Source organism: Candidatus Omnitrophota bacterium (assembly GCA_014728045.1).
Taxonomy (GTDB): Bacteria; Omnitrophota; Gorgyraeia; order Tantalellales; family Tantalellaceae; genus WJMH01.
Window position 1 is genome coordinate 41,407 of record WJMH01000010.1, and the last position, 23,434, is coordinate 64,840.

The following is a 23,434-nucleotide window of genomic DNA, read 5'->3' on the forward strand; positions in this document are numbered from 1 at the left end:
CTATATCCCCTCCGGGTTGATCTTATCGTTCACCTGGCGGTCGATCTTGGCGCAAAGAGTATCGATATCCTTGCGCATGGTAGCAAGCGCTTTTTCAGCATTCTCACAGAAAGCTATATCCGTTATGTACTTCAGGTTGACACGCACGTTGATCTGTGCCGCGTAGAACGCGGACTTCAGGAACTGTGCGGAGCAGCCTACGTCGGAAATGAGCCTTGGGTTGCCATTATCCGAAAGATACGAAGAAATATCCATGGATATATGCGCTTCCCTGCATATATCCATGGGCACTTTGGCTGCCGCGGCGAACTCGCTCTGAGCGTCCTGCTTCGCTGAAAGTTTAGCCATCAGCTCAGCAAAAACCTCGCAGTCCTTATCCACCATTTCGGAAAGCCTGTCCAGGCTCTCCTGCTGCCTTTGCCTGGCCGCGTCCATGCCTTCGGTATCGCCCTGCTGTTCCTTATCGCTGTAGTTGATGACCATGAGATTCAGACCGGCACCGACGGCAGCGGTAAGTGCGGCAGAACTGCCCCCGCCGGGAACCTTTACCCGTCCTGAGAGCTTCTCCAGATAATCCTGGATAGTGGACTTAAGATAGCCGCCTTCTTTCATCAGAACAATCCTTTCACTTCACCGGTCTTGACATCGACATCTATGTCGGTGCCCCTTGGGACCTTGGGTAAACCCGGCATAGTATTCACGCCCTCGCATTTGACCACTATATAACCGGCACCCGCCGAGAGCATTATGTCCTCCACGCCTAACTTGAACCCTCTGGGGCGACCTTTCTTCTTGGGATTGTTCGAAAGCGAAAGATGGGTTTTAGCCATGCACACCGGAAGTTGGTCGAGCCTGGATTTTTCCAGCCGTTTTATGGATTCTTCCGCCTGTTCGGAATATTTAACCTCACTCGCACCGTACATGGATTTAGCCACCCTTTCTATCTTGCTCAAAAGGCTCATGTCCACCGGGTACAGGAACCTCAGCTTTGATCTCTCCTTTGAAGCCTTTATTACTTCCCTCGCCAGTTCCATGCCCCCTTTACTTCCTTCCCTGTAGACCTCACTCACGGCAATACCATCCACTCCAAGGGCTTCGGCACGTTTGACCACAACGTCGATCTCTTTTTTAGAGTCCGAATCGAATTTATTGATGCAAACTACTATCGGCACTCCGAACATCCTTAGGTTTTCCACCTGTTTCTCGAGATTAGAACAGCCTCTGTCGACAGCTGAAAGATTCTCTTTTTTAAGGTCTGCCGGCATGGTAGTTCCCTTAAACGAATAATCACCGCTGTGCACCTTTAGGGCCCTGACCGAACAATTGATCACGACCACGTCCGGACTATATTTCGCCTGACGGCACTTTATGTCAATGAACTTTTCCGCTCCGAGATCCACCCCGAACCCGCTTTCCACTACGGTGTACTCCGACAATTTCATGGCCATCTTGTCGGCTATTACTGAACTGGATCCATGTGATACGTTAGCGAACGCCCCCGTATGCACAAAACAGGGAGTATGTTCGCTTGTCTGCATAAGGTTCGGGCTGAGGGCTTCTTTCATGAGGGCAGTCATAGCGCCCGCGGCTTTGAGGTTCTCGGCGCTCACGGGTTTCCCGCTCTTGGTAAAACCGACGACAAGGTCTCCGAGCCTGGAACGCAGGTCTTTCAAGTTCTCTGCCAAAGAGAGAATAGCCATGCATTCCCCTGCGGGCGTGATGTCCACTCCCGTTTTCCTGCTGACCCCGTGGAGCTTGCCGCCCCCGCCTATCGCTATATTGCGCAAAGCCCTGTCATTAAGGTCCATGGCTCTTTTCAGAGTGATCGTGTTCTTGTCGACTTCAAGCGGGTTCCCCCAGAAAAGACTGTTGTCAAGGAATGCGGCGCAAAGATTCTGGGCGTTGGTAACTGCAGCAGTATCACCCGTAAGATGAAAATTGATCGATTCCTGAGGCAGAACCTGTGAATACCCGCCACCGGTGGCTCCGCCTTTTATGCCGAATATAGGGCCAAGTGAAGGCTGCCGCAGACAGGCTATGGATTTCTTTCCCAACTTGTTCAGCGCCATGGAAAGACCTATCGTGTTAACGGTCTTACCCTCGCCCAGATGCGTAGGCGTTATTGAAGTGACCAGGACTAGCTTCCCGTCCTTGCGTTTCTTCAGAGCACCTTCAAGCATCTCCGCGGAAACTTTAGCTATGTACTTGCCGTATCCTGTCAAGTACTTGGAGATAATGCCGGTTTTTTTCGCTACCTCCTCGATTTTCTTGAGTTTCACTTCACCGGCCGCTTTAACATCATATCTATAGCCCATGACCTTCACTCCCTTCCTGATTGGCTTTTCCCGGACTCACCTGCCGGAAAAGAGACCTTTACGTGCTGTAACTGAAATCATCAAGCCCGACGGGCCGTTTTTTAGCGGGGTCCTTTCTGCGGCTGCCGAACGGACCAAACGTCTCCCTGTGTATGGGGGATAATCCGTGTTCTTTTATGGCAGCCAGGTGTTGTTTTGTCCCGTACCCCTTGTTCTTCCTGAAGCCGTAATGGGGGTATTTCTTGTCCTCTTCCAGCATCAGTCTGTCCCTGAAAACCTTCGCGACTATAGAAGCGCAGGCCACCGAAAGACTGAGCTGTTCTCCCCTGATAAGACAAGTGCGCGGCTGTGGCACGTGTATCTGCATGTTACCGTCGATAAGCAGGTAATCCGGAGCCTCTTCAAGCTCTTCTACGGCTCTTTTCATGGCAAGAAGCGTGGCATTATAAATATTCAGCCTGTCTATTTCTTCTACTCCGACCGATCCGATGCCCACATCGCACCTTTTCAAAATGTCAATAAACGCCCGTTCTCGGGCGCGTTCGGTTAGTTTCTTTGAATCGTCTATACGCTCGACGAAACACGTATCACGGACAACCGCGGCCGCCGCGACCACCGGTCCCGCCAAAGGTCCCCTTCCGGCCTCGTCAATACCGGCGATCCTCCGGTGCCCTTCTGCTGAGGCCTTTTTTTCATACTCCAGGGGGTGCTCTTTATTTTTCTTCTTTTTTCTTGGCAACTTTACCCTTTACCTTCGTAGCTTTCTTTCCTTTTTTTGCTCTCAGGTAATACAGTTTGGCTCGCCTTACCTTACCTCTTTTCTTGACCTCTATCTTGTCGATGAGCGGTGAATTGAGCGGAAATACGCGCTCGACACCTTCACCGTAGGATATGCGCCTGACCGTGAAGGTTTTGGCTATTCCACGGCCCTTTTCCGCGATAACTATCCCGCCGAAGACCTGTATACGCCTTTTATCGCCTTCTTTGATGCTGAAATGAACATCTACGGTATCGCCTATATCGAACTGCGGCAGATCCTCCTTCGCGTATTTTTTCTCAAGCGCCTCTATCTGTTTCTTCATTTTCTCCTCCTTATAATTATCACCATCTCACTTGATCTCTTCCATGAGATCAGGCCTTCTCTGGCGCGTCCTTTCGATCGCCTTCTCCCTGCGCCACTGCCCTATCTTTTTCGGGTCTCCGCTCAAAAGCACCTCCGGAACACGCATGTCCATGAATTCAGACGGCCTCGTATACTGCGGGTATTCCAAAAGACCCTCCTCGAATGATTCATCCCTCAGGCACTCCTCATCCCCAAGAACCCCGGGAATAAGGCGTATAATCGAATCACAGATAACCATCGCCGGGAGCTCTCCGCAGGTCAGTATATAATCTCCGATGGACAGTTCCATATCGACCAGAGAGCGGATCCTTTCATCAACGCCTTCATAATGCCCGCAGACAAAGATAATATGCTCGGCTTTGCTTAGCGCCTTGGCAACCGGCTGCCTGAAAAGCTCCCCCTGAGGGGTTATCAGCACGGTCATGGGCAAATCATCTCCAGGAACTGACTTCAGTTCCTCCAAAGCCTTGTATACCGGCTCCACCTTCATGACCATTCCCGGCCCGCCGCCATAAGGTTTGTCATCTGCCGTCCTGTGGCGATCCTCGGTCCATTTTCTCAGATTGTGGATATTTATCTCCACAAGACCCTTTTGACGGGCTATCTTGATCATGGATTCGCCGAAGACCCCGCCGAACATATCTGGAAATAGCGTCAAAATATCGATCTTCATAAAATTATAAAAAGAACATCCACCGGTTATGGTGCTATATTTCAAGCCTTTTCAGGATACTCTTGACCGTTTCGGACGGTTTTGCGCCGTTATTGAGCCAGTACTCGACCCTTTCACGGTCAAGGGCTATTTCATTAGCTCCTTTTTTCGGATCGTAGAAACCCAGCTCTTCCAGTGACCTACCGTCACGTTTGGTCGATTTGGTCATCGCAACGATCCTGTAAAAAGGCTTCTTCTTGCTGCCGAATTTCTTTAATCTCAGTACCACTGCCATTCTTATTTCCTCCTTTTATACTGATATACGTCTATTCTTTGACTCTTTTAATGCTGGCTCCCACGTTGGAGAGCTTCTTTTCAATATTCTCATATCCCCTGTCAAGATGGTACACCCTCGAAACTTCGGTCGTCCCTTCAGCGATAAGCCCGGCAAGGACCAGCGCGGCCGAAGCCCTCAGATCGGAGGCCATGACCGGCGCCCCGCTGAGCTTCCTGACGCCTTTAATTATGGCGGTAGATCCTTCCAGCAGTATATCCGCGCCCATCCTGTTAAGTTCACTTATATGAATGAACCTTTCCGGGTATATCTTTTCGGTTATCACGCTGATACCATCGCTTATAGTGGTGAGGCTCATCATCTGCGCCTGTAAATCCGTTGGAAATCCGGGATAGGTCAAAGTGGTTATATCAGTCGCGTGTATCTTTCCCGAAGAACGCTGGGCTTCGATGCCCCCTTCGCGTTCTTTTATCTTTCCCCCGCAATCTTCGAGCTTATCAATGAGCGCAAGGTTATGTTCTGACCTCGCCCCCTCCAGGAAAAGCCTTCCCCCGGTGAGCACGGCGCTTATCATGTAGGTACCCGTTTCGATCCTGTCGGGTATCACCGAATGGTGAACGCCTCCTAGACCCTTGACCCCCCGGACCTTTATCGTTGGGGTTCCTTTACCTCGTATATCCGCCCCCATCTCTATTAAAAAATCGACCAAGTCTCCCAGTTCCGGCTCGCAGGCCGCGTCCTCTATGACCGTTTCACCCTCGGCAAGCACCGCTGCCATGATGGTATTGGCCGTTGCCAGTACACTTGAACCGAAGTGGCCCCCAAGATATATTTTGGCGCCTTTTAGTTTCCTGGCCCGGGCGACTATATACCCGCCTTCTATACGTATATCAGCGCCAAGAGCTCTCAATCCCTTAAGATGAAGGTCTATAGGCCTCGGGCCGATCACGCAACCTCCCGGGAAGGAGACCTTTGCCTCTCCATACCTGGCCAGCAGTGGCCCCAGGACGGTTATGGACGCTCTCATGGTGCTTACCAGTTCATATGCGGCGGTGACGCTTTTAACCTGCCCGCTTTTGACGGTTATGCAATCTTTCTCCCGCACAGCTTCCCGCCCCAAAGCACCAAGGATATCCACCATGGTGGAAACATCCTTAAGGTCGGGAGAATTGGCGACCTTACATTCCTCGTCCGTCATGAGTGTCGCCGCAAGGATCGGAAGGCACGCGTTCTTGGCCCCGCTTATACGTACATTGCCTGAAAGCGGCCTGCCGCCTTTTATGACCAGTTTATCCATCCTTATTCCCCGCGATAACCCGTTCGTACCCGTTAAAATCCCTGAACGAACTCACAGAAACATAACCGCATCTTTTAAAAAGGTCCTTGACCTTCTCCGCCTGGTCGTAACCGACCTCCACCGCGAGCAATCCTCCCGGTGAAAGGTATTTTTCACTTTCGGGAATTATCCGGTTCAGGTAATCCATGCCCTCGGTGCCCGCGTAAAGAGCGACTTTCGGTTCGGCCTTGACCCAGGCATCCAAATCCGCGTAGTCCTTATCGGACACGTACGGCGGATTTGAAACTATACAGTCGAAAGCGGCCTCGTATTCCCTTCCGAAAGCATCAAATAGATCCGAGACAACAAGAAGTATCCTTTCCTCCATCCCAAAGACCCTGCGGTTTTCACCGGCTACACTTATCGCATCTGAGCTGATATCACTTGCGGTGATCCTCACCCCTTCGAGCATATCGGCTATCCCCAGCGCGACTGCGCCGCTACCCGTGCACATATCAAGTAGATAATGTTCACCGGTGCGCTTCTGCCGGCAGAAGTTGACCGCAACATCAACCAATAGTTCCGTCTCCGGCCGCGGGATAAGAACCCTTTCATCGACAATGATATCCATGCCCATGAATCTGGTCCTGCGCTTTTCATACTGCACGGGGACGGTTTCACTGTAATCAATCATCACTTCCTACGCCGCTCCCAGCCTGAGTTTGCGGTCCTCTTCCGTAAGCGGTTCTATAATGCAATCGAGATCCCCTTCCAGTATGTTCGCAAGATTATATACTGTCAGGTTCACTCTGTGGTCAGTAACCCTGTTCTCCGGGAAATTGTATGTCCTGATCTTCTGGGAACGGTCACCGCTACCCACCTGTTTTTTCCGCTGTTCGGATATTTCCTTTCTCTGGTCCTCCTGCTTCTTCTCCAGGATGCGTGCCTTCAATACCTTCATCGCTTTAGCTTTGTTTTTATGCTGGCTGCGTTCATCCTGGCAGCTTACCACTAATCCCGTCGGCAGATGGGTTATCCGCACTGCCGAATCGGTAGTGTTCACGTGCTGCCCCCCGGCGCCGGTGGAACGATAAACATCTATCTTAAGGTCCTGGGCCTTAATATCCACCTCAACGTCCTCCGCTTCGGGAAGAACCGCGACGGTAGCCGCCGATGTATGAATACGCCCGCTGGCTTCTGTCTCAGGAACGCGCTGCACCCTGTGGGTGCCCATTTCGAACCTCATGTATTTGAAAACGTTATACCCTTCGACGGAAAAGATGATCTCTTTTATCCCGCCCATTTCCGACTCGCTTGCGCTGATAAGTGCTATTTTCCACTCCTTACCGGCGGCGTATTTGCAGTACATCTTGTAAAGATCAGCGGCAAAAAGGCTTGCTTCAACGCCACCCGTACCTGCCCTGATCTCCATTATAACATTACGCTTGTAATCTTCGCTGTCCTCTGAAAGGAGCATATCCTCAAGCTGTTTTCTTTCACTGTCGATAGCAGATTGTATTTCTTCGAGTTCCTTGCTGGCCAGCAAGGAATATTCGCTGCCCTCACCTTCTTCCTCGATCATTTTCTGGAGAGCCTCTTTTTCTCGGACAAGAGTTCTGTACTTATCGTACCCGGCCACCAGGTCCTTAAGATCGGAATATTTTTTCGCCTTCAGGCGGTACTTCTCCCTGTCCGAAAGCAGTTCAGGAGAAGAAAGCTCTTTCTCGAGCTTTTGGTATTCCTCTTTCTTTTTTTTCAGCTGATCGAACACTTTTTCCATAAGAACCTAAAACTGTTTTATTTACGAAGAAAGCGTATAACCCTCGGAACTGATCCGGCACGTTACACGCTATCCCGTTTAACACACGACAAGCTATTAACCAGGTTAAGATCTATCTTCCTGCGACTCAGCGCTTTGTTGTTCGTTGTTTTTCTTCTCGGGCGCTTTAGGCGATTCTTTTTTGCTGCCATACCGTTTCTGGAACCTTTCAACCCTTCCGGCCGAGTCGACGAGTTTCTGCTTACCCGTATAGAACGGATGACATTTTGAGCAGATCTCGACATGTATGTTTTTTTTGGTCGAACGGGTATGCACTGTATTTCCGCAAGCACATACTATAGTCGCTTCCTTATATTCCGGATGTATACCTTTCTTCACTTCTAACCCCCTTTATAAATATAATATTTTATTACAGTTACATAAGGAATGATTATTTTACTAAAATTCAGATAAATATCAAGTATTAAATGCTGAAAATAAGGCTGTTAGCCTAAATGCTTTATCGATAAGACCTTAAGTGCCCTTTCTCGAGCAAGGGCACTCTCCGGCACAGTCCTGGGGCGAAAGCTACTACGCCTTACCCATGTTCTGGAGAAATTCTTCGTTGGTCTTTGACTTTTTCAGCCTGTCGATCAGAAGCTGCATCGCTTCGATCGAATCAAGATCGCTGAGGGCTTTTCGCATGAGCCAGATCTTTTTAAGTTCATCCTCTTCGACCAGAAGCTCCTCTTTCCTGGTGTTCGACCTTTTGATATCTATCGCCGGATATATCCTTCTTTGGAAAAGTCCACGGTCCAGCTGAATTTCCATGTTGCCGGTGCCCTTGAACTCTTCGAAGATAACCTCGTCCATACGACTTCCGGTGTCGACCAAAGCTGTCGATATGATCGTAAGGCTGCCCCCCTCTTCAACATTACGGGCCGCCCCGAAGAACCTTTTGGGCTTGTGAAGAGCGTTGGCGTCGACACCACCGGAAAGTATCTTGCCCGAATGCGGCATAACAGCATTGTAAGCCCTAGCCAGGCGGGTGATCGAGTCAAGCAGTATTACCACGTCGTATTTATGTTCCACCAGACGTTTAGCTTTTTCAAGAAGCATCTCCGCTACCTGTATGTGCCTCTGCGCCTGTTCATCGAAGGTAGAAGCCACCACCTCTGCGTTAACTGAACGCTGCATGTCGGTGACTTCCTCGGGACGTTCATCTATCAGAAGGATCAGGAGCTTCGCTTCAGGATAATTGTTCGTTATGCTGTTGGCGAACTTCTGAAGGAACACCGTCTTTCCGCTGTATGGAGGAGCAACGATCATACCTCTCTGGCCTTTCCCCACCGGCGTCAACAGGTCCATTATACGCATGGAGATCTCCTTGGGCTCGGTCTCAAGAACGAACCTCTCATCGGGATAAAGTGGCGTCAGGTTCGAGAACAATATCTTATTCTTGGCGACTTCCGGGTTCTCAAAATTCACAGCCTCCACCTTAAGAAGGGCGAAATATCTTTCCCCTTCCTTCGGTGGTCTTATCTGTCCGCTTACGGTATCGCCCGTCTTCAGGTTGAATCTCCTGATCTGCGAAGGGGAAACGTAAATATCATCGGGACAGGGAAGGTAGTTGTAATCCGGACTCCTCAGAAAGCCGAACCCGTCTTCGAGCACCTCAAGAACACCTTCACCGAAAGCGTAACCGTTCTTCTCGACCTTGGCCTGCAGGACCTTAAAAATAAGGTCATGCTTCTTCATCCCGCTTATGCCGTTGATATTAAGCTGTTTAGCGAGTTCAGCAAGCTCCGATATCTTCATGTTCTTAAGCTGTACTATATCGAGTTCCTTGTCCCCTCGCTTGCGCCGTGTCATGGGCACTTTTTTCTCCTGATGACCTTTATTGTCGTCTTTTTTCAAGTTTCTTGCCATATCCTTTCCACTCCTTCTTTTATGTCTTTGATTTTAGTGCTGTTATCTATGATATAATCGGCGAATCTGGTCTTTTCCGAAAGAGCCATCTGGCAATCCATGATTCTTTTGGCTTCTTCCTCAGACATCCCCCGATCAGTAGCCCTTTTTACCTGTGTCCGCTCATCAGCGGTCACGACCACCACCTTGTCCACGAATTCATCAAGACCGGATTCGATAAGTAGCGGCGCATCGACCACGACAACATCGCTCGGAGACCTTTTCACAAGTTCCCTAATACGGAAGATAATGACCGGATGCATTATGCCGCAGAGGGCGTTCAGCTTAGTCCTGTCCCGGAAAACTTTTTTGCCCAGTTTCCTGCGATCGATCTTGCCATCGATAAGTATATCACTGCCGAACATACCCACGACCTTGAACTTGATATCCTCATCCTTCTCCAGAAGATCATGGGCGATCTCATCGGCATCCACGATCTCGGCACCTTTTGCGGCGAACATCTGAGCAACGGTCGTCTTGCCTGTTGCCAGACCGCCTGTTACACCGATTACCTTCTTTTCCATCAGACCTCGATCTCCTTCATATCGAACCAGTTGGGGCCTTTTTCCATATCCACCACAAGGGGAACCTTAAGATCAATTACCCCCTCCATGAAAGTTTTGACCTGTCTGGCGACCTCCTCTATATCTTTATCGGGGACCTCGAACACCAGCTCGTCGTGGACCTGGATGAGCATGTTAACCCCGCTTCCGTCAAAAGCTTTGTGGGTCTCTATCATGGCCAGTTTGATAAGATCGGCGGCCGACCCCTGTACGGGGGTATTGACCGCAGTCCGTTCGGCAAAACCGCGGACCCGGTCGTTATCGCTGTTTATCTCAGGGATATAGCGCCTCCTATTGAGCAAGGTCGTGACATATCCCTTCTCTCCGGCATCCGAGATGGTGCTGTCTATGAACTTCTTAACCCCGCTGTACCTGCTGAAATAGGAATCAATGAACCTTTCCGCTTCATCCAGCCGTATGCCAAGGTCCTTGGCAAGACCGAAAGGGCTCATCCCGTAAACTATGCCGAAATTGACCGTTTTAGCAACAGCTCTCATCTTGCCGGTGACATCGGAGGCGGAACAGTCGAAAATGAGAGAGGCGGTGTACCTGTGAACGTCTTCCTCCCTGCTGAAAGCCTTTATCAGATTCTTATCCCCGGATAGATGAGCGAGTATTCTGAGTTCCACCTGTGAATAGTCCGCCGCAAGGAGGAGTTTTCCCCTGGATGGCTTGAATGCCCGGCGTATCTCCTTGCCCATGACGGTCTTGATGGGAATATTCTGCAGGTTAGGTTCACTGGATGAGAGCCTTCCGGTTGCCGTTACGGCCTGGTTGAACCGTGCGTGCAGCCTGTGCGTTTTTTTATCGACGAGACCCAGGATGGAATCATAATAGGCCGTCTTAAGTTTATTCAGTTCCCGGTACTCAAGTAGTTCAGCGGGAAGCTCATGCTGCTTAGCGAGCCTGCGTAAGACCCCCTCGTCCGTGGAAGCACCTGTTTTGGTCCTCTTGATGACAGGCAGCGAAAGCTTCTCGTAAAGGATGACCTGTAGCTGCTTAGGCGAATTTATATTGAACTTCTCTCCCGCCAGTTCATGTATCCTCGAGGTCAGTTCATCCAGTTTTTTTCCCAGAGCTTTCGATCTCTGCTTGAGATACTCGACGTCTATAGCAACCCCGGTCTGTTCCATATCGGCAAGCACTTTTATGAGCGGCATCTCAACCTCGTTGAACAAGGAATTGAGCTTTTTCTTCCTGAGAACGGGATCGAGTATCTTGAACAGCCTGTATATGATATCGCTCTGTTCGCAGCAGAGGCGGCTGCCGGCTTCGCCAGCGAGATCCAGGGTGGCCTGACCGGTATCATCGAACTTGCCTTCACCCCGGGATAGATCGTAGCCAAGATGCCTCTCGGCCATCGCCCGGAGCGCATAATTAGGCCTTGAGGGTTCACTGAGATATTCTGCCAGCATCACATCGAAAGACATACCCCGCATCTTTATTCCGTTTTGTCTGAGAATTAAGAGGTCTTCCTTAAGGTCATATCCGATCTTTTGGATAGTTTCGTCCTCAAGGATTTCTTTCACCGCACCGAAAACCCTGCCTTTATTGTGCGAAAAGGGGATAAAAAAAGACTCTCCCTCCCGGGATGAAGCGGCAAGGCCATGAAGAGCACCACCTTCCCCTCCGCGTAGAAGGCTGAAGGAAACACGCTTTTTACCTGAGATCCCCGAAAAGAGTTCCCTGACCTTTTTCTCTGCGTCAACCGTGGAATATTTCCCCTCAACGGCCTCCCTGGGACTGATCTGTCTGAGCAGCTTCTCGAACTCAAACTCCCTGAATAATTCCTCCAGCCGCTCCGCATTCGGTTCTCCCAGTTCGGCTTCACCGAAGTCGAACTCTATCGGAACTTCCCTGTCCAACTCGACCAGCTCCCGGCTCAATTGTGCCATCTCCCTGCCCTGTTCAAGTTTCCTCTTAACCGACTTGGATGAAACCTCCTCCAGGTTCGTGTAGATATCATCTACAGTGCCGTATTGCTTAATCAGTTTTGCGGCAGTCACCTTTCCTATACCCTTGACCCCGGGTATATTGTCGCTTGTGTCACCCGTTAACGCCATGAATTCGACCATGCCACCGGGATCCACCCCGTATTTTTCCTTTACTTTATCCGCATCATAGACCTTCTCGCCCGAGGTATGCGGGCTGAGCACCTTCACTTTTCCGTCGACCAGCTGGAGAGCGTCCTTGTCGCTGGTGACTATAGTAACATCCAGCCCCTTCTTCTTCGCTTTCTCTGCCAGGGTGGCGATTATGTCATCTGCTTCATAGCCCTCAAGTTCGCATACCGGCACATTATAGGCCTTTACCAGTTCCTTTATCCTGGGGATCTGGTCAATAAGTTCCTCGGGCGTTGGCTTCCTGTGGATCTTGTATTCCTCGTATTTTTCATGCCTGACAGTAGGGGCCGCCAGGTCGAAGACCACCGCCAGCATATCGGGCTGATTGTCTTTTATAAGTTTGTTGAACATGTTCACGAAACCGTATATGGCGTTAGTAGGCATGCCTTTGGACGTGCTAAGCTGCTGTATGGCATAGAAAGCCCTGTAACACAGCGAAGTACCGTCTATAAGGTAAATATTTTTGCTTTTCTTGTTCATTCTAAAAGATTTAATAGGGTCGGGTATATAAAATAAATTAATATAAGGATGGCGTGCTATATTTCTTTTATTCTATTTATCTAGCAGTTGATGTTCTGGGTCAATATCAGGGAACCCCTTTGGTGAGTCTTTAAGTGGCTATGAATATTATATATATAAACATATTTATGTCAAGCAAATAATTTTAAGCAGACCTTACTGGAACCTGTCGAGCTCTTCGCTTATCTGATCAAGCTGGGCCAGGATCCTTTCTTTATCGCACTCGCCGGAAACAAGTAGATTTTTAAGTTCTCCCGTGCGGCTTTTAAGCTTGTTCACTCTTTCGCGGCGCCTTTTCTGCTCTGAGGATAGCCTGGAAACAAGGTGATTTATAGAATCGGCGACATCCTGCAGCTCGTCCTTCTCCCTGAGCTTTAAGCTCTCTCCGTAATTCCCGGCGGCGATATGCCTGAGAAACCTCTTAATCCTGTAAATGGGACCGGCTATCCTGTTGGAAAGGATAAGTCCTATGAGAATGACCAGAGGGGTCAGCAAAAGCAGCCGGAGGAGCAAGACCATGTTGACCTTCTTGACGATATCAAGCAGAAGACCCTGAGGATAAACCGCTGCGAGCTTCTCCCCGAACATAACCCAGGTAGTAACATATACCATATACCCGGTGACGATGGCCGTAGAAAACATAAAAACAAGTATAAGGCTGATATACCTTATCTGGAACCTCCGTGCTATAAACAGCCTAGTTCTTTTCCTTATCGTAGACATCTGGCTTACTCCCCTTTCCCGGACAAGATCGCGCTCACTCTCCAGCGCTCTCGTGCCAGAACTCGATCTGGCGTCTTACGGTAACGCTTATCCGCTTTTTCTGATTATCTCTGATGGTCTGATAGAAACGCTTAAAAGGCATGTATCTGGTCCTCTCTCCGTCTATGCTGTAAATAAGGTCCCCCTTATTGATACCGGCTTTGTCAAACGGACCTCCGTCAACTACCGAAGAAACCACGATACCCCTTTTTTCCAGACGGAAGGTCGCTCCAGTTATCTTTTTGTCCCTGGCAAAGAGCGCTCTTGAGGAATTAAGGCGCAATGCTACCTCCCGTTCCACTGTCATCTTAACCTCTCCGGGCAAAAGAAGCATCTGGCCGACCTCCCTGGCGTCCATATGCCCGGTATTATCCGACCAGACCGAAACGATCCTGTCGCCTTTTTTCACGCTGGAGCTGATCTGCCCTGGAGCGTCGGACCGGACCTGCCGCACCACGACGAAACTCTTCCCGCCAGAGAGCACCAGCCCGAGTTCATTTAGAAGCCTTTCGGCAACGGAAAGATACTCACCGGTGCCGGCATGTTCGTTCTTGCGCTCTAAACCCTGCTCTACCTGCTCTCGGGTACGAGTTTCAAGAAGATTCCTCAGGTATTCGGTCTTTTCCCGTGCTTCACGCAGATCAGGATCAAGCTCAAGGACCTGTTTGTACGAATAATAGGCTCCAAGATACTGTCTTCTCTTGAACTGGTTCCTTGCCTTCTGCAAAAGAGCCTTTTTCTCCTCGCTGTAAACCGCCGAACGGATAGAGGATTTCATAATCGATCTTTCCCCTTCAGCGGTCGACAATATTATCCGGTCCTTATACTCGCTGATTATAAGACCTTTGAGCTTTTTGCCATTTTTAAGAATGACCGTATCGGAAAAGCACAGAACACAAAAGAACACGGCCATCAAGACAAGAGCTACCGGTAGGATCAGTCTATACTTCATTTATCTTTTCGGTTCATGCTACTACAAAGGTAGGATGGTAATCCTAACGTCCCGAGAACTCCATCCGACTGGATCAGCGCTTATCAACCCAAGAATATGATCGCCAGCAGTATGACGATAAGAACACCTGAGAATATGTAGAAATCGTTGAAATACAAGAAATCAGAAAGACGATCACCTAATGTTACGTTAAAAGCAGCCCTGTCGATGCCTCTGGCACGCTCCTTGGCGCTCCTCCTGGCATCGCTTACCTTTATTCGATCGGCATCCTTAACCCTGGAATAGATCTCAGACTGTATCGCGTCTATCTGGTCTTTCCTGAAACGCAGAAGTTCACCGCCTATCTTGTATGCGGTTATAACCTGCATCTCAACAAGAGAAGTTATCTTCTCCTCGCTGACGCCAAGGTAATCGGACAGCTCACGCAAGGTCATCATCTTTTCGGGCATATTACACCTTTACTTTCCCTTCAGAGATCCACTGGTCCACTTTCGACTTGTCGAACACCCAGTCGCTTCCCTCCTTGGCAGCCGGAAGCATGCCGCTATTGGCCCATTCATTGACCTTATTCACATCAACTTCAAGATATTTGGCAAGCTGGTTGATGTTCATCCAGTCCCCGCGGGAAGAACTGCTCTGCGAAGAGGTCCTGCCCATGCTCAGGTTGCCGTTGAGTATGGCACCTTCCTGGATGGATAAAAGGGGCGTGTCGATATCACCGTCGAGTTTTGCGGTGGCTTCAAGTTTCAGCGACTTAAGGGCCTTGATGTTACCGATGACATTGCCGGCTATGGAAACACTTTCCCCGGTTATATTTGCCTTGATGTCGGCTTTCTGGCCTACCATTAGCATGCCCTTGGTATCCAGTGTGCCTTCGAACTTACCGTTGATGCGGAGATTTACCGGATCATCGAACCTCAATGTGCCCTGCATACCGGCATGCACATCGAGCACTTTTTCCTCCGACTGCTGTTTAGAATCATGTTTTTTCTTTCTCATTACCTGCCTCCTTGTCTTTGTTTTATCAAATATATTATACCCGTAGCGGCGCTTCCTGTAAACTTTGCTATTTCCACACCACCTCTTCCACCCCGGGAAGAAGCGATATCTCAGCGGCTATATCCCTGTAATATGCTCTTTCCACCAGAACGTCCAGGATCAACACTTTGCATTTTTCCTCTTCCAGTATCTTGGTCTTGCACCTCTTGGCCCTGCCCTCGAAAGCATCCACGACTTTCCTGATATCCTTTTCCTGAGTATCACTTTCCATCTGCAGCCTGACGAAAAGACGTTTACCCGGTTGCTTCAGCTCCATTCTCTCCTCAAGCCTCGAAAGTATAAGAACCATAATTACTACCAGGGTCGTTATCAACGCAGCCATGTAGAGCCCGGCCCCCGCCGCCAGACCGATCGCCGCTATAGCCCATATGCTCGCGGCGGTGGTAAGCCCCCTTATCGACGCGCCGTAACGGATGATCGCTCCCGCTCCGAGAAAACCTATGCCGGTTACGACATTGGCCGCTATTCTCGCAGGATCAACAGTTCCTACATCACTGTAGTTATCCGCCACCAGAATCGAGCATATCATAAAAAGCGTAGAACCGACACTCACCAGTATATGCGTGCGAAGACCCGCCGCACGCCCGTGAATCTCCCGTTCTATTCCGACCAAACCGCTCAATACTACCGAAACTATCAGCCTGATCAATATATCAAGGTTCGACATCATACTTCCTCCTCCAACTAAGATCTTCCGGGCGTGGCATTAAGAAAAAGGTCCGCCCGTTGCCCATCACTGAACAATGCTTCCCCCAAAGCCGCTATCATCGCGGCGTTATCGGCGCAATACTGTCTTTGCGGAAGGAATAACTCCGCGTCTTCCTCACGACATCGCCCGATAAGCTTCTCCCGCAGAACGTGGTTGTTCACAACACCGCCACCTACGGCGACTTTCCCGGCGCCGGTAGACCTTATCGCCCTGCCGAGCTTTTCCACAATAACATCCACCACTGCTTCCTGGAAAGAATAACAGATCCTGTCCTTTTCTTTATCGGATCTATCGCAATCGCGCCAGTAATACATTACCGCTGTCTTTATTCCGCTGAAGCTGAAATCAAGGTCATTCTCATCCTTCATAAGAGCCCTGGGAAAGAGTATCGCTTTTTTGGGGTCCGCTCCCCGAGCTCTTTTTTCGACCACAGGACCGCCTGGATACCCCAGGTCCATGACCTTCGCGACCTTATCAAAAGCTTCTCCTACTGCGTCGTCCCTGGTCCTTCCAAGTACGGTGTAATCCTCAAGGCCTTCACAGTAATAGATGCTTGTATGACCGCCCGAGACCACCATCCCCACAAAAGGGTATATCGATTCTTCCATAACTCCCTGACCATACCCCAGAAAACATGACAGCATGTGCGCCTGGAGATGATCCACCCCGATGAGGGGAATATCCAAAGCAAAGCTCAGGGCTTTCGCAAAAGATATGCCCACGAGCAGGGAACCGGGCAGCCCCGGCCCCTGGGTAACGGCAACCAGGTCGATATCCCCGATAGCCCTGCCAGAATCGCTTAAGGCCTTCTCAGTGACCTTATAGATATATTCAGTATGGAACCTTGAAGCTATCTCAGGTATTACCCCGCCGTACCTTGAATGCAGGTGTACGCTTGAAGACACCTCATTCGAAAGGACCTTTCCGTCCTCCACCAGGGCCGCTCCAGTCTCGTCGCAAGAAGTCTCAATGCCCAGAACCAGCATTCTCCTCCATCATCTCTGAAAGTGTCACGAATCTAATACCATTTTTTCGCATTTGCGGGACCACTTCATCGAGAACTTCGATGGTCATGGTCCGGTCATGACCTATAGCCACGACATTCGACCCGCCCAAGGCCATTTTCTCTATCCTTGCCAGCTGTTTTTTTATCTTTTCCCGCTCCAGCTCATTGTCGATAAAGACGTCTCTTTTCAGATAAGGCAGTTCGAGTTGTAACGCTATGTCTTCGGACACCCCACCCCGGCAGGTTCTGCTGTCCAAAAAGAACATATCCCGGTCTTTGAGGTCGGAAAGGACCACCCGCATGAAACTGCTGTCCCTTGTAGCCTTTGAACCCATGTGATTGTTCATCCCCCTGGCGGAAGGGACAGACTTGAAAGCCTTTTCAATGATGCCGGTCACTTCCTCCGGTTCCATTTCGGATGACAAAGTATCCTTCTCCAGGGCTACAGCGTCACTTTCCGGCTCCATAGGCATATGCAAGATGACCTCCATGCCGTTGGCTTCGGCAAAGGAACACACTGCGGCCGAATACGGGGTATTAGGCAGAACCGCAAGCGTCAAAGGGATTCCCAGTTCCCTTACTCCATTGAGATTTCTTTTCGTGTAGCCGAAGTCATCCAGAACAAGAGCCACAGCAGGAAGATCTTCCCGCCCCTCGTATACATACGCTTTCCCGGGATGAGTGGCCTGAGGCCGCACAAAGCGCCTCTTCACCATATTGAATACGGTGACGAATATCGCTATTGAGATCAGCGCTGCCGCTGCTATAAATAGAACCTTTCGATACATATTCTCCCCTGTCCTGGAAAAATATCAGGAACGAACGCTTCTGTAAAAGCGATCACTCTTCGCTCTGTTCGTTCTGATCGGCGTCTGATCTGCCGGATGTTTTGTAACTTTCAAAGATGCCCATGCCCTTGAGTATGTTGACCGCCGCGTGCAACTGGTTATCCTCAAGCAGCAGCGGATCGATTTTCTTCTCATCGGTCTTATCTTCTTCCTCAGCCTTCTCCTCGTCAGGCCCCTCTTCGCTTTTGACCTTGCTGAACAAGCGCTCGACCTTCTCCTGCTCGGGCTTTTTATCCTGTTTTTTCTTATCCGGATATTCTCTTTTGACATAAATATCCGGTTCAATACCCTTCTCTCTTATGGATTTGCCAGAAGGGGAAAAATACGCCGAAGTGGTAAGGCGAAGAGCGGATTTGTCTTTTAGCGGTATCACGGTCTGGACCGACCCCTTACCAAAGGTCATCTCTCCCAGCACCAGGCCCCTTTTATTGTCTTTTATAGCGCCGGCGAATATCTCCGAAGCGCTGGCAGAGCCCTTGTTTACAATGACCACAAGCTCAAGATCATCAAAATCAGATCTCTTTTTCGACTTGAACTCCGTCCTCTTCTCCGGATCCCTGCCTTCGGTATAAACTATCAGTGCGCCCGAGGGAAGGAATTCGTCCGCCGATTCGACCGAAGCGTTCAGAAGACCTCCCGGATTGTTCCTGACGTCTATTATGAGGCTCCTGGCCCCTTCTTCGCGCAACCGTTTTATGTTGCCGCGGAGGTCCCGGGCGGTACGTTCCTGGAATTCCTCTATCTTCATGTAGGCGATATCCTCCTCTATGATCCTGCTCTGGGATATGCTTTTGAGCTTGATAATATCCCTTTTGATCTTGAAGTCAAGCACTTCTTCGGTGCGCTCCCGGATAACGGTTATGACCACCTCGGTCCCGGGCTTGCCCCGGAGAAGTTCCACCGCCTCATCGAGTGTCATGTCCCGGGTTATCTTACCGTCGATCTTGACTATCTTGTCACCAGCCTCCATGCCCGCCTTGGCCGCAGGGGTATCTTCAATAGGCGCTATAACCGTCAGGATATTCTCCCTCACGCCCACTTCAATGCCGATACCGGCGAATTCGCCTTTTGTCTCTTCGGTGATCTCCTGAAAACTTTCCGGATCAAGGAACTGGCTGTACCCGTCTAATGTGTCCATCATGCCCCTTATGGCACCGTAAACAAGGTCTTTGGCTTTGACGGGTTCGACATAATCGGTGCTTATCAGCGTGATCGAATCGGCGAAAAGCTGGATCTGCTTGAAAAGCTCCTTGGTATCGTCCAACAGACCCGCATCATCCTCAGCGGCCCTCAATTGGGAAACCGCAGAGAAGGCGACCACTAATACAGTTAACACTAATACGAATTTTGATTTCATGGGTTCTCCGATCCTTAGGAATTATCCAGTGATCTTTTTCCTGAGCATTTCTCCGGCCAGCTTGGGGTTAGCTTTGCCTTTTGTCTGGCGCATCACCTGCCCCACCAGATAACTTAAAGCGTTCTCCTTGCCGCCTCTATAATCATTGACCGATTTCTCGTTCTGTTCAATGACCTTCACCACGATACTTTCAAGTTCACCCTTATCGGAAACCTGTTCTAGCCCCTTTTCCTTCACGATCATTTCAGGGTCCTTGCCGCTATCCAGGTTCTCGCGAAGGACTTCCTTTGCGGCCAGTCCGCTTATCTTGCCCTTTTTGGACATTTCTATGATACTCGCCAGGTGTCCTGGCTTCAAGCCAAGGTCCTCTATGCCCTTGGGGCGGTCCTTGATATGCATCATTATCTCGCCCTTGACCCAGTTGCAGACCGCCTGAGGGTCATTATATTCTGAGACAACAGCTTCATAAAAATCCGCGAGAGGTTTCTCGGAAGTGAGCACTTCCACATCCTTTTCGGAAAGCCTGTACTGGTTAACGAAGCGTTCTTTCCTGCGTCGGGGCAGTTCCGGCATGGACTGTCGCACCCGCTCCAACACCTCGGGAGCTACTTCAAAAGGAACCAGGTCCGGGTCCGGGAAATACCGGTAATCCTGGGCTTCTTCTTTCGTCCTCATCGGCTCGGTAACGTTCTTCTGTTCGTTCCACAGCCGGGTCTGCTGGATCACCTTCTCTTGCTCCTCGAGGGCTTCTTCCTGTCGCAACTGTTCGAATACCAGGGCGTCCCTGACAGCCTTGAAGGAATTAAGGTTCTTTATCTCCACCTTGCTGCCGAACTTCTCGGAGCCTTTCCTGCGAAGAGATACGTTGGCATCACATCTCAGACTTCCCTCTTCCATGTTGCAGTCGGATACATCCAGATACTTGATGGTCTGTTTCAGCGCTTTCAGGTACTCATAGGCCTGCTCCGGACTTCTTATGTCCGGCTCTGAAACGATCTCGAGAAGAGGTGTCCCGGTCCGGTTAAGGTCAACATAGCTGAAAGCCTGCTGTTCATCATGCATGAGCTTTCCCGCGTCCTCTTCCAGATGAGCCCGTGTTATGCCTATATCAATAGAGCCTTCCTCTTCGTCCTCTATGGTTATCTTGCCGTTATACGCAAGAGGCATGTCATACTGGCTTATCTGATAGTTCTTCGGAAGGTCCGGATAGTAATAATTCTTTCGGTCGAACTTGACGGTCTTCTGGATATCGCATTCAAGCGCCATGGCTACCTTCAAGGCGTATTCAAAGGCTTTTTTATTATAAACGGGCAGCACACCGGGAAGCCCCAGACAAACCGGGCAGACCTGCGTGTTGGCCTCGGCCCCGAAAGCCGTGCTACAACCGCAAAAAGCCTTGGTCCTTGTGGAAAGCTGAACATGGACTTCAAGCCCTATAACTGTTTCGTAAATATCCGACATATCTATCCGCAACCTCCTGAGAACATCTTGTGATACGCTGTTTCGCTTTCAAAAGCATGTGCAACCTTTATCAAGGCTTCCTCGTCAAAGGGCCGGGCCATCAACTGAAGACCAACGGGCATACCGTTCCGATCTTGGCCGCAGGGAACGGAAACCGCGGGCAATCCGGCAAGATTCGCCGGGATAGTAAATACATCTGATAAATACATCATGAGGGGATCATCCATGCGTTCGCCTATCTTGAACGCCGTGTTAGGCGCCGTAGGAGTAACGATGCAATCACATTCGGAGAACGCCCTGTCGAAATCCTGGGATAATTTCGTGCGCACCTTCTGAGCTTTAAGATAATACGCGTCGTAATAACCGCTGCTGAGAGAATATGTCCCAAGAAGTATCCTTCTTTTCGCCTCTTTCCCGAAGCCTTCACTCCTTGAGTTGACATACATATCTATCAGGTCATCCGACTTCGGGCTTCTATAGCCGTAATGGACCCCGTCGAACCGTGCGAGGTTGGAACTGGCTTCGGCTGGGGCGATTATATAATAACAGCTAACGGCGTATTTGGTATGGGGCAGTGAAATATCGATTATTTTGGCGCCGAGCCTCTTCAAGACATCCACAGACTCGGTAACGCTCCGTCGGACATCTTCGTCGATGCCTTCTCCCATGTACTCTTCCGGCAGACCGATAGTCATGCCTTTTATCTGTTTGCCCAGACTTTCAGTATACTTGGGAACAGGACTATCAACGGAAGTGGAGTCATTCGCGTCATAACCGGATATTACTTCTAGCATCCTAGCGCAATCAGAGATGTTTCGGGTTATCGGACCTATCTGGTCCAGGCTGGAAGCGAAAGCTATAAGCCCGTAACGGGAGACGCGCCCGTAGGTCGGTTTGAACCCCACCACACCACACATCGCGGCCGGTTGCCTTATCGAACCGCCCGTATCAGATCCCAGCGCAGCGGCCACTTCGCCACTGGCAACAGATGCTGCGGATCCGCCGCTGGAACCGCCGGGTATCCTGGAAAGGTCCCAAGGGTTTCTGGTAGGGCCGTAAAAGGATGTTTCGCAGGAAGAACCGAAAGCGAACTCATCCATGTTCGCCCCGGGAAAGAGTAACGCGTTCTCAGCAAGCAGTTTTTCGATGACCGTAGCATTGTACGGCGGCCTGAAACCATCCAAAATGTGTGAAGCACACGTGGTAAGCTCGCCTTTTATGCATATATTATCCTTGATAGCTACCGGCACGGCCCACAGAGCACCTCCTTGAGACCTCTCATCAAGCGAACGGCCCCTGCACACGATCCTCTCCTTGTCCAGTCGGATAAAAGCGTGTATGTCCGGTTCGATCTGCCTTATCCTGTCAGTAAGAAAACCCGCCGTTTCAGCGACAGGCTCTTCGTGTTCCCTCAGCCACTTATGGTAATGTTCGAAACTGGATAGGATGTCCTGCATCTTATGAACTTTGTATTATACGAGGCACCTTGAAAAAGTTCCCGTGTTTTTCCGGAGCATTACCCAGGAATTCATCCGGAGAAAGGGATTCTTTCAGCTCATCTTCACGAAAAACGTTCTTCATCGAAGGGAGAACATGGGTCGTGGGCAAAGTGTTGTCAGTATCAACTTCGCCAAGCTGTTCGATATAACCTATGATATCCGAAAGCTGGTCCTTGTAACTGGCCGTTTCCGCCTCATCAAGCTCGATCCTGGAAAGAGCCGCCACATAACGGACGGTCTGCTCGGTGATCCTTTTTTTACTGACCTTTTTATCCATATTGACCCTACCCTATCATATTAATATATAAAAGTCAATATAACGTATGTGCTATAATAAAGTCCCTACTAGATCAGATAACCTGGCGTAATCTTCGAGGGAGATAACCTCCGCGCGGCTTGCCGGATCGATCCCGCAAGAGACAAACGCCTCCTGCCATGTGCTTCTTTCGACCGGGAGAAATGGACCGCTGGAAAGTGAATTCACTGCTTTTTTCCTCCTCTGGGAGAAGGCTTTGCGTATTATTCGGAACATAAGCACCGAATCATTTACCCGGACGCTGGGCTCTTCAAGCATTGTGAAAGAAAGTAAACTTGAATTGACCTTGGGCCTGGGAAAAAAACAGTTTTTATTGATCCTGAACAGTTTCTTGCACCTGGCATAAAACTGAACAAAACAGCTTAAGGAACCGTACTCCTTCGAACCGGGAGATGCTACCATCCTGTTAGCGAGTTCCTCCTGCGTGACCAGATAAGCATTTCCCACGCAGATTCTGCTCTCTATCAATTTTTGCACGATGGGCGTGGAAATATAGTACGGGATATTGCCGTAAACGGTCACCTTCCCGGCCTTGCCCGCCAGAGCGCACAGGTCCGTCTCAAGGACGTCCGCGTTAATGACAGCGATATTATCCTTCTCATCGAAAAGCTCTTTCATTATATCGCATATTTTCGAGTCCTTTTCCACGGCTATGAGCCGACCGCACATACCAGCCAGCTCGAAGGTCATGATACCGAAACCCGGGCCTATCTCTATGACGGTCGAGTTTTCCACCAGGGACAGGCTGTTAAGGATCTTCTCTTTCACGTTATTATCAATGAGAAAGTTCTGCCCGAGGGATCTTTTGGGATCGAAACGGTGTTCTCTCCATATCTGTCTTAATTCTTTAAGGTCCATTTTTCCGGGAAAAT

General features: G+C 49.9%; 25 protein-coding genes. All 25 read right to left on the bottom strand.

Annotation, left to right across the window (positions count from 1 at the left end; all coding sequences use genetic code 11):
• The 25 genes from GF409_02765 to rsmA all read right to left on the bottom strand — a co-directional run bounded on the left by GF409_02765 (position 1) and on the right by rsmA (position 23,420).
• Positions 1–612 carry a hypothetical protein gene (locus GF409_02765; protein MBD3426134.1) on the bottom strand — a complete coding sequence of 204 codons (612 nt, stop codon included), beginning with the start codon at positions 610–612 and terminating at the stop codon, positions 1–3.
• Positions 612–2,315: a formate--tetrahydrofolate ligase gene (locus GF409_02770; protein MBD3426135.1), complete on the bottom strand. Its 1,704-nt coding sequence runs from the start codon at positions 2,313–2,315 to the stop codon at positions 612–614. The genes GF409_02765 and GF409_02770 overlap by 1 nt, the downstream gene beginning before the upstream one ends.
• Before the next feature lie 58 nt (positions 2,316–2,373).
• A complete protein-coding gene (locus tag GF409_02775) occupies positions 2,374–3,054 on the bottom strand; it encodes a ribonuclease HII (GenBank protein ID MBD3426136.1) in 681 nt (226 codons plus the stop codon).
• Positions 3,029–3,397 (bottom strand): 50S ribosomal protein L19, encoded by a 369-nt coding sequence (rplS, locus tag GF409_02780; GenBank protein MBD3426137.1) that lies wholly within the window; start codon positions 3,395–3,397, stop codon positions 3,029–3,031. Before rplS ends, GF409_02775 begins: the two co-directional genes overlap by 26 nt.
• Positions 3,398–3,424: 27 nt before the next feature.
• The gene (gene trmD / locus GF409_02785) at positions 3,425–4,111 is read right to left on the bottom strand and encodes a tRNA (guanosine(37)-N1)-methyltransferase TrmD (protein MBD3426138.1); all 687 of its coding nucleotides are present in this window, start codon (positions 4,109–4,111) and stop codon (positions 3,425–3,427) included.
• 34 nt (positions 4,112–4,145) lie between these two features.
• On the bottom strand, positions 4,146–4,385 hold the full coding sequence (rpsP, locus tag GF409_02790) for a 30S ribosomal protein S16 (protein ID MBD3426139.1): 240 nt from the start codon (positions 4,383–4,385) through the stop codon (positions 4,146–4,148).
• 31 nt (positions 4,386–4,416) lie between these two features.
• The gene (gene murA / locus GF409_02795; protein ID MBD3426140.1) at positions 4,417–5,682 is read right to left on the bottom strand and encodes a UDP-N-acetylglucosamine 1-carboxyvinyltransferase; all 1,266 of its coding nucleotides are present in this window, start codon (positions 5,680–5,682) and stop codon (positions 4,417–4,419) included.
• Positions 5,675–6,355 carry a peptide chain release factor N(5)-glutamine methyltransferase gene (gene prmC / locus GF409_02800; protein ID MBD3426141.1) on the bottom strand — a complete coding sequence of 227 codons (681 nt, stop codon included), beginning with the start codon at positions 6,353–6,355 and terminating at the stop codon, positions 5,675–5,677. The genes murA and prmC overlap by 8 nt, the downstream gene beginning before the upstream one ends.
• 6 nt (positions 6,356–6,361) lie before the next feature.
• Entirely contained in the window at positions 6,362–7,441 is a 1,080-nt protein-coding gene (gene prfA, locus GF409_02805) for a peptide chain release factor 1 (protein ID MBD3426142.1), read from the bottom strand.
• Between the two features lie 105 nt (positions 7,442–7,546).
• Entirely contained in the window at positions 7,547–7,819 is a 273-nt protein-coding gene (rpmE, locus tag GF409_02810; GenBank protein ID MBD3426143.1) for a 50S ribosomal protein L31, read from the bottom strand.
• Between the two features lie 192 nt (positions 7,820–8,011).
• Positions 8,012–9,349: a transcription termination factor Rho gene (rho, locus tag GF409_02815; GenBank protein ID MBD3426144.1), complete on the bottom strand. Its 1,338-nt coding sequence runs from the start codon at positions 9,347–9,349 to the stop codon at positions 8,012–8,014.
• The gene (locus tag GF409_02820) at positions 9,334–9,912 is read right to left on the bottom strand and encodes a dephospho-CoA kinase (protein ID MBD3426145.1); all 579 of its coding nucleotides are present in this window, start codon (positions 9,910–9,912) and stop codon (positions 9,334–9,336) included. Before GF409_02820 ends, rho begins: the two co-directional genes overlap by 16 nt.
• Positions 9,912–12,554, bottom strand: coding sequence for a DNA polymerase I (gene polA / locus GF409_02825; protein MBD3426146.1), 2,643 nt, complete (start codon positions 12,552–12,554; stop codon positions 9,912–9,914). Before polA ends, GF409_02820 begins: the two co-directional genes overlap by 1 nt.
• A gap of 195 nt (positions 12,555–12,749) precedes the next feature.
• On the bottom strand, positions 12,750–13,316 hold the full coding sequence (locus GF409_02830; protein ID MBD3426147.1) for a HAMP domain-containing protein: 567 nt from the start codon (positions 13,314–13,316) through the stop codon (positions 12,750–12,752).
• Positions 13,317–13,350: 34 nt separating this feature from the next.
• A complete protein-coding gene (locus GF409_02835) occupies positions 13,351–14,307 on the bottom strand; it encodes a PDZ domain-containing protein (GenBank protein MBD3426148.1) in 957 nt (318 codons plus the stop codon).
• Between the two features lie 83 nt (positions 14,308–14,390).
• Positions 14,391–14,756: a helix-turn-helix domain-containing protein gene (locus GF409_02840; GenBank protein ID MBD3426149.1), complete on the bottom strand. Its 366-nt coding sequence runs from the start codon at positions 14,754–14,756 to the stop codon at positions 14,391–14,393.
• A 1-nt stretch (position 14,757) separates the two neighbouring features.
• Positions 14,758–15,306 carry a helix-turn-helix domain-containing protein gene (locus GF409_02845; GenBank protein ID MBD3426150.1) on the bottom strand — a complete coding sequence of 183 codons (549 nt, stop codon included), beginning with the start codon at positions 15,304–15,306 and terminating at the stop codon, positions 14,758–14,760.
• Between the two features lie 67 nt (positions 15,307–15,373).
• Entirely contained in the window at positions 15,374–16,036 is a 663-nt protein-coding gene (locus tag GF409_02850; protein ID MBD3426151.1) for a hypothetical protein, read from the bottom strand.
• A 14-nt stretch (positions 16,037–16,050) separates the two neighbouring features.
• Positions 16,051–17,061, bottom strand: a complete 1,011-nt coding sequence (gene tsaD, locus GF409_02855) for a tRNA (adenosine(37)-N6)-threonylcarbamoyltransferase complex transferase subunit TsaD (protein MBD3426152.1) — start codon at positions 17,059–17,061, stop codon at positions 16,051–16,053.
• Positions 17,042–17,869 carry a hypothetical protein gene (locus GF409_02860; GenBank protein MBD3426153.1) on the bottom strand — a complete coding sequence of 276 codons (828 nt, stop codon included), beginning with the start codon at positions 17,867–17,869 and terminating at the stop codon, positions 17,042–17,044. Before GF409_02860 ends, tsaD begins: the two co-directional genes overlap by 20 nt.
• Positions 17,870–17,921: 52 nt before the next feature.
• Positions 17,922–19,286, bottom strand: coding sequence for a PDZ domain-containing protein (locus tag GF409_02865; GenBank protein ID MBD3426154.1), 1,365 nt, complete (start codon positions 19,284–19,286; stop codon positions 17,922–17,924).
• Between the two features lie 21 nt (positions 19,287–19,307).
• Positions 19,308–20,747, bottom strand: a complete 1,440-nt coding sequence (gene gatB, locus GF409_02870) for an Asp-tRNA(Asn)/Glu-tRNA(Gln) amidotransferase subunit GatB (GenBank protein ID MBD3426155.1) — start codon at positions 20,745–20,747, stop codon at positions 19,308–19,310.
• 2 nt (positions 20,748–20,749) lie between these two features.
• Entirely contained in the window at positions 20,750–22,204 is a 1,455-nt protein-coding gene (gene gatA / locus GF409_02875; protein MBD3426156.1) for an Asp-tRNA(Asn)/Glu-tRNA(Gln) amidotransferase subunit GatA, read from the bottom strand.
• Position 22,205: 1 nt separating this feature from the next.
• Positions 22,206–22,523, bottom strand: a complete 318-nt coding sequence (gene gatC, locus GF409_02880; protein ID MBD3426157.1) for an Asp-tRNA(Asn)/Glu-tRNA(Gln) amidotransferase subunit GatC — start codon at positions 22,521–22,523, stop codon at positions 22,206–22,208.
• Positions 22,524–22,574: 51 nt separating this feature from the next.
• Complete coding sequence (rsmA, locus tag GF409_02885; GenBank protein ID MBD3426158.1) at positions 22,575–23,420, bottom strand: ribosomal RNA small subunit methyltransferase A; 846 nt, start codon at positions 23,418–23,420, stop codon at positions 22,575–22,577.
• Between the last annotated feature and the right edge of the window lie 14 nt (positions 23,421–23,434).

Coding starts and splice junctions, on each gene's coding strand:
- gatA (MBD3426156.1), bottom strand. CDS start 22,204: ATGCAGGACATCCTATCCAGTTTCGAACATTACCATAAGTGGCTGAGG.
- GF409_02860 (MBD3426153.1), bottom strand. CDS start 17,869: ATGTATCGAAAGGTTCTATTTATAGCAGCGGCAGCGCTGATCTCAATA.
- rho (MBD3426144.1), bottom strand. CDS start 9,349: ATGGCAAGAAACTTGAAAAAAGACGACAATAAAGGTCATCAGGAGAAA.
- prmC (MBD3426141.1), bottom strand. CDS start 6,355: ATGATTGATTACAGTGAAACCGTCCCCGTGCAGTATGAAAAGCGCAGG.
- tsaD (MBD3426152.1), bottom strand. CDS start 17,061: ATGCTGGTTCTGGGCATTGAGACTTCTTGCGACGAGACTGGAGCGGCC.
- GF409_02765 (MBD3426134.1), bottom strand. CDS start 612: ATGAAAGAAGGCGGCTATCTTAAGTCCACTATCCAGGATTATCTGGAG.
- GF409_02835 (MBD3426148.1), bottom strand. CDS start 14,307: ATGAAGTATAGACTGATCCTACCGGTAGCTCTTGTCTTGATGGCCGTG.
- GF409_02850 (MBD3426151.1), bottom strand. CDS start 16,036: ATGATGTCGAACCTTGATATATTGATCAGGCTGATAGTTTCGGTAGTA.
- GF409_02770 (MBD3426135.1), bottom strand. CDS start 2,315: ATGGGCTATAGATATGATGTTAAAGCGGCCGGTGAAGTGAAACTCAAG.
- prfA (MBD3426142.1), bottom strand. CDS start 7,441: ATGGAAAAAGTGTTCGATCAGCTGAAAAAAAAGAAAGAGGAATACCAA.
- GF409_02845 (MBD3426150.1), bottom strand. CDS start 15,306: ATGAGAAAGAAAAAACATGATTCTAAACAGCAGTCGGAGGAAAAAGTG.
- GF409_02840 (MBD3426149.1), bottom strand. CDS start 14,756: ATGCCCGAAAAGATGATGACCTTGCGTGAGCTGTCCGATTACCTTGGC.
- rsmA (MBD3426158.1), bottom strand. CDS start 23,420: ATGGACCTTAAAGAATTAAGACAGATATGGAGAGAACACCGTTTCGAT.
- rplS (MBD3426137.1), bottom strand. CDS start 3,397: ATGAAGAAACAGATAGAGGCGCTTGAGAAAAAATACGCGAAGGAGGAT.
- GF409_02865 (MBD3426154.1), bottom strand. CDS start 19,286: ATGAAATCAAAATTCGTATTAGTGTTAACTGTATTAGTGGTCGCCTTC.
- gatC (MBD3426157.1), bottom strand. CDS start 22,523: ATGGATAAAAAGGTCAGTAAAAAAAGGATCACCGAGCAGACCGTCCGT.
- GF409_02820 (MBD3426145.1), bottom strand. CDS start 9,912: ATGGAAAAGAAGGTAATCGGTGTAACAGGCGGTCTGGCAACAGGCAAG.
- murA (MBD3426140.1), bottom strand. CDS start 5,682: ATGGATAAACTGGTCATAAAAGGCGGCAGGCCGCTTTCAGGCAATGTA.
- polA (MBD3426146.1), bottom strand. CDS start 12,554: ATGAACAAGAAAAGCAAAAATATTTACCTTATAGACGGTACTTCGCTG.
- rpsP (MBD3426139.1), bottom strand. CDS start 4,385: ATGGCAGTGGTACTGAGATTAAAGAAATTCGGCAGCAAGAAGAAGCCT.
- trmD (MBD3426138.1), bottom strand. CDS start 4,111: ATGAAGATCGATATTTTGACGCTATTTCCAGATATGTTCGGCGGGGTC.
- GF409_02830 (MBD3426147.1), bottom strand. CDS start 13,316: ATGTCTACGATAAGGAAAAGAACTAGGCTGTTTATAGCACGGAGGTTC.
- gatB (MBD3426155.1), bottom strand. CDS start 20,747: ATGTCGGATATTTACGAAACAGTTATAGGGCTTGAAGTCCATGTTCAG.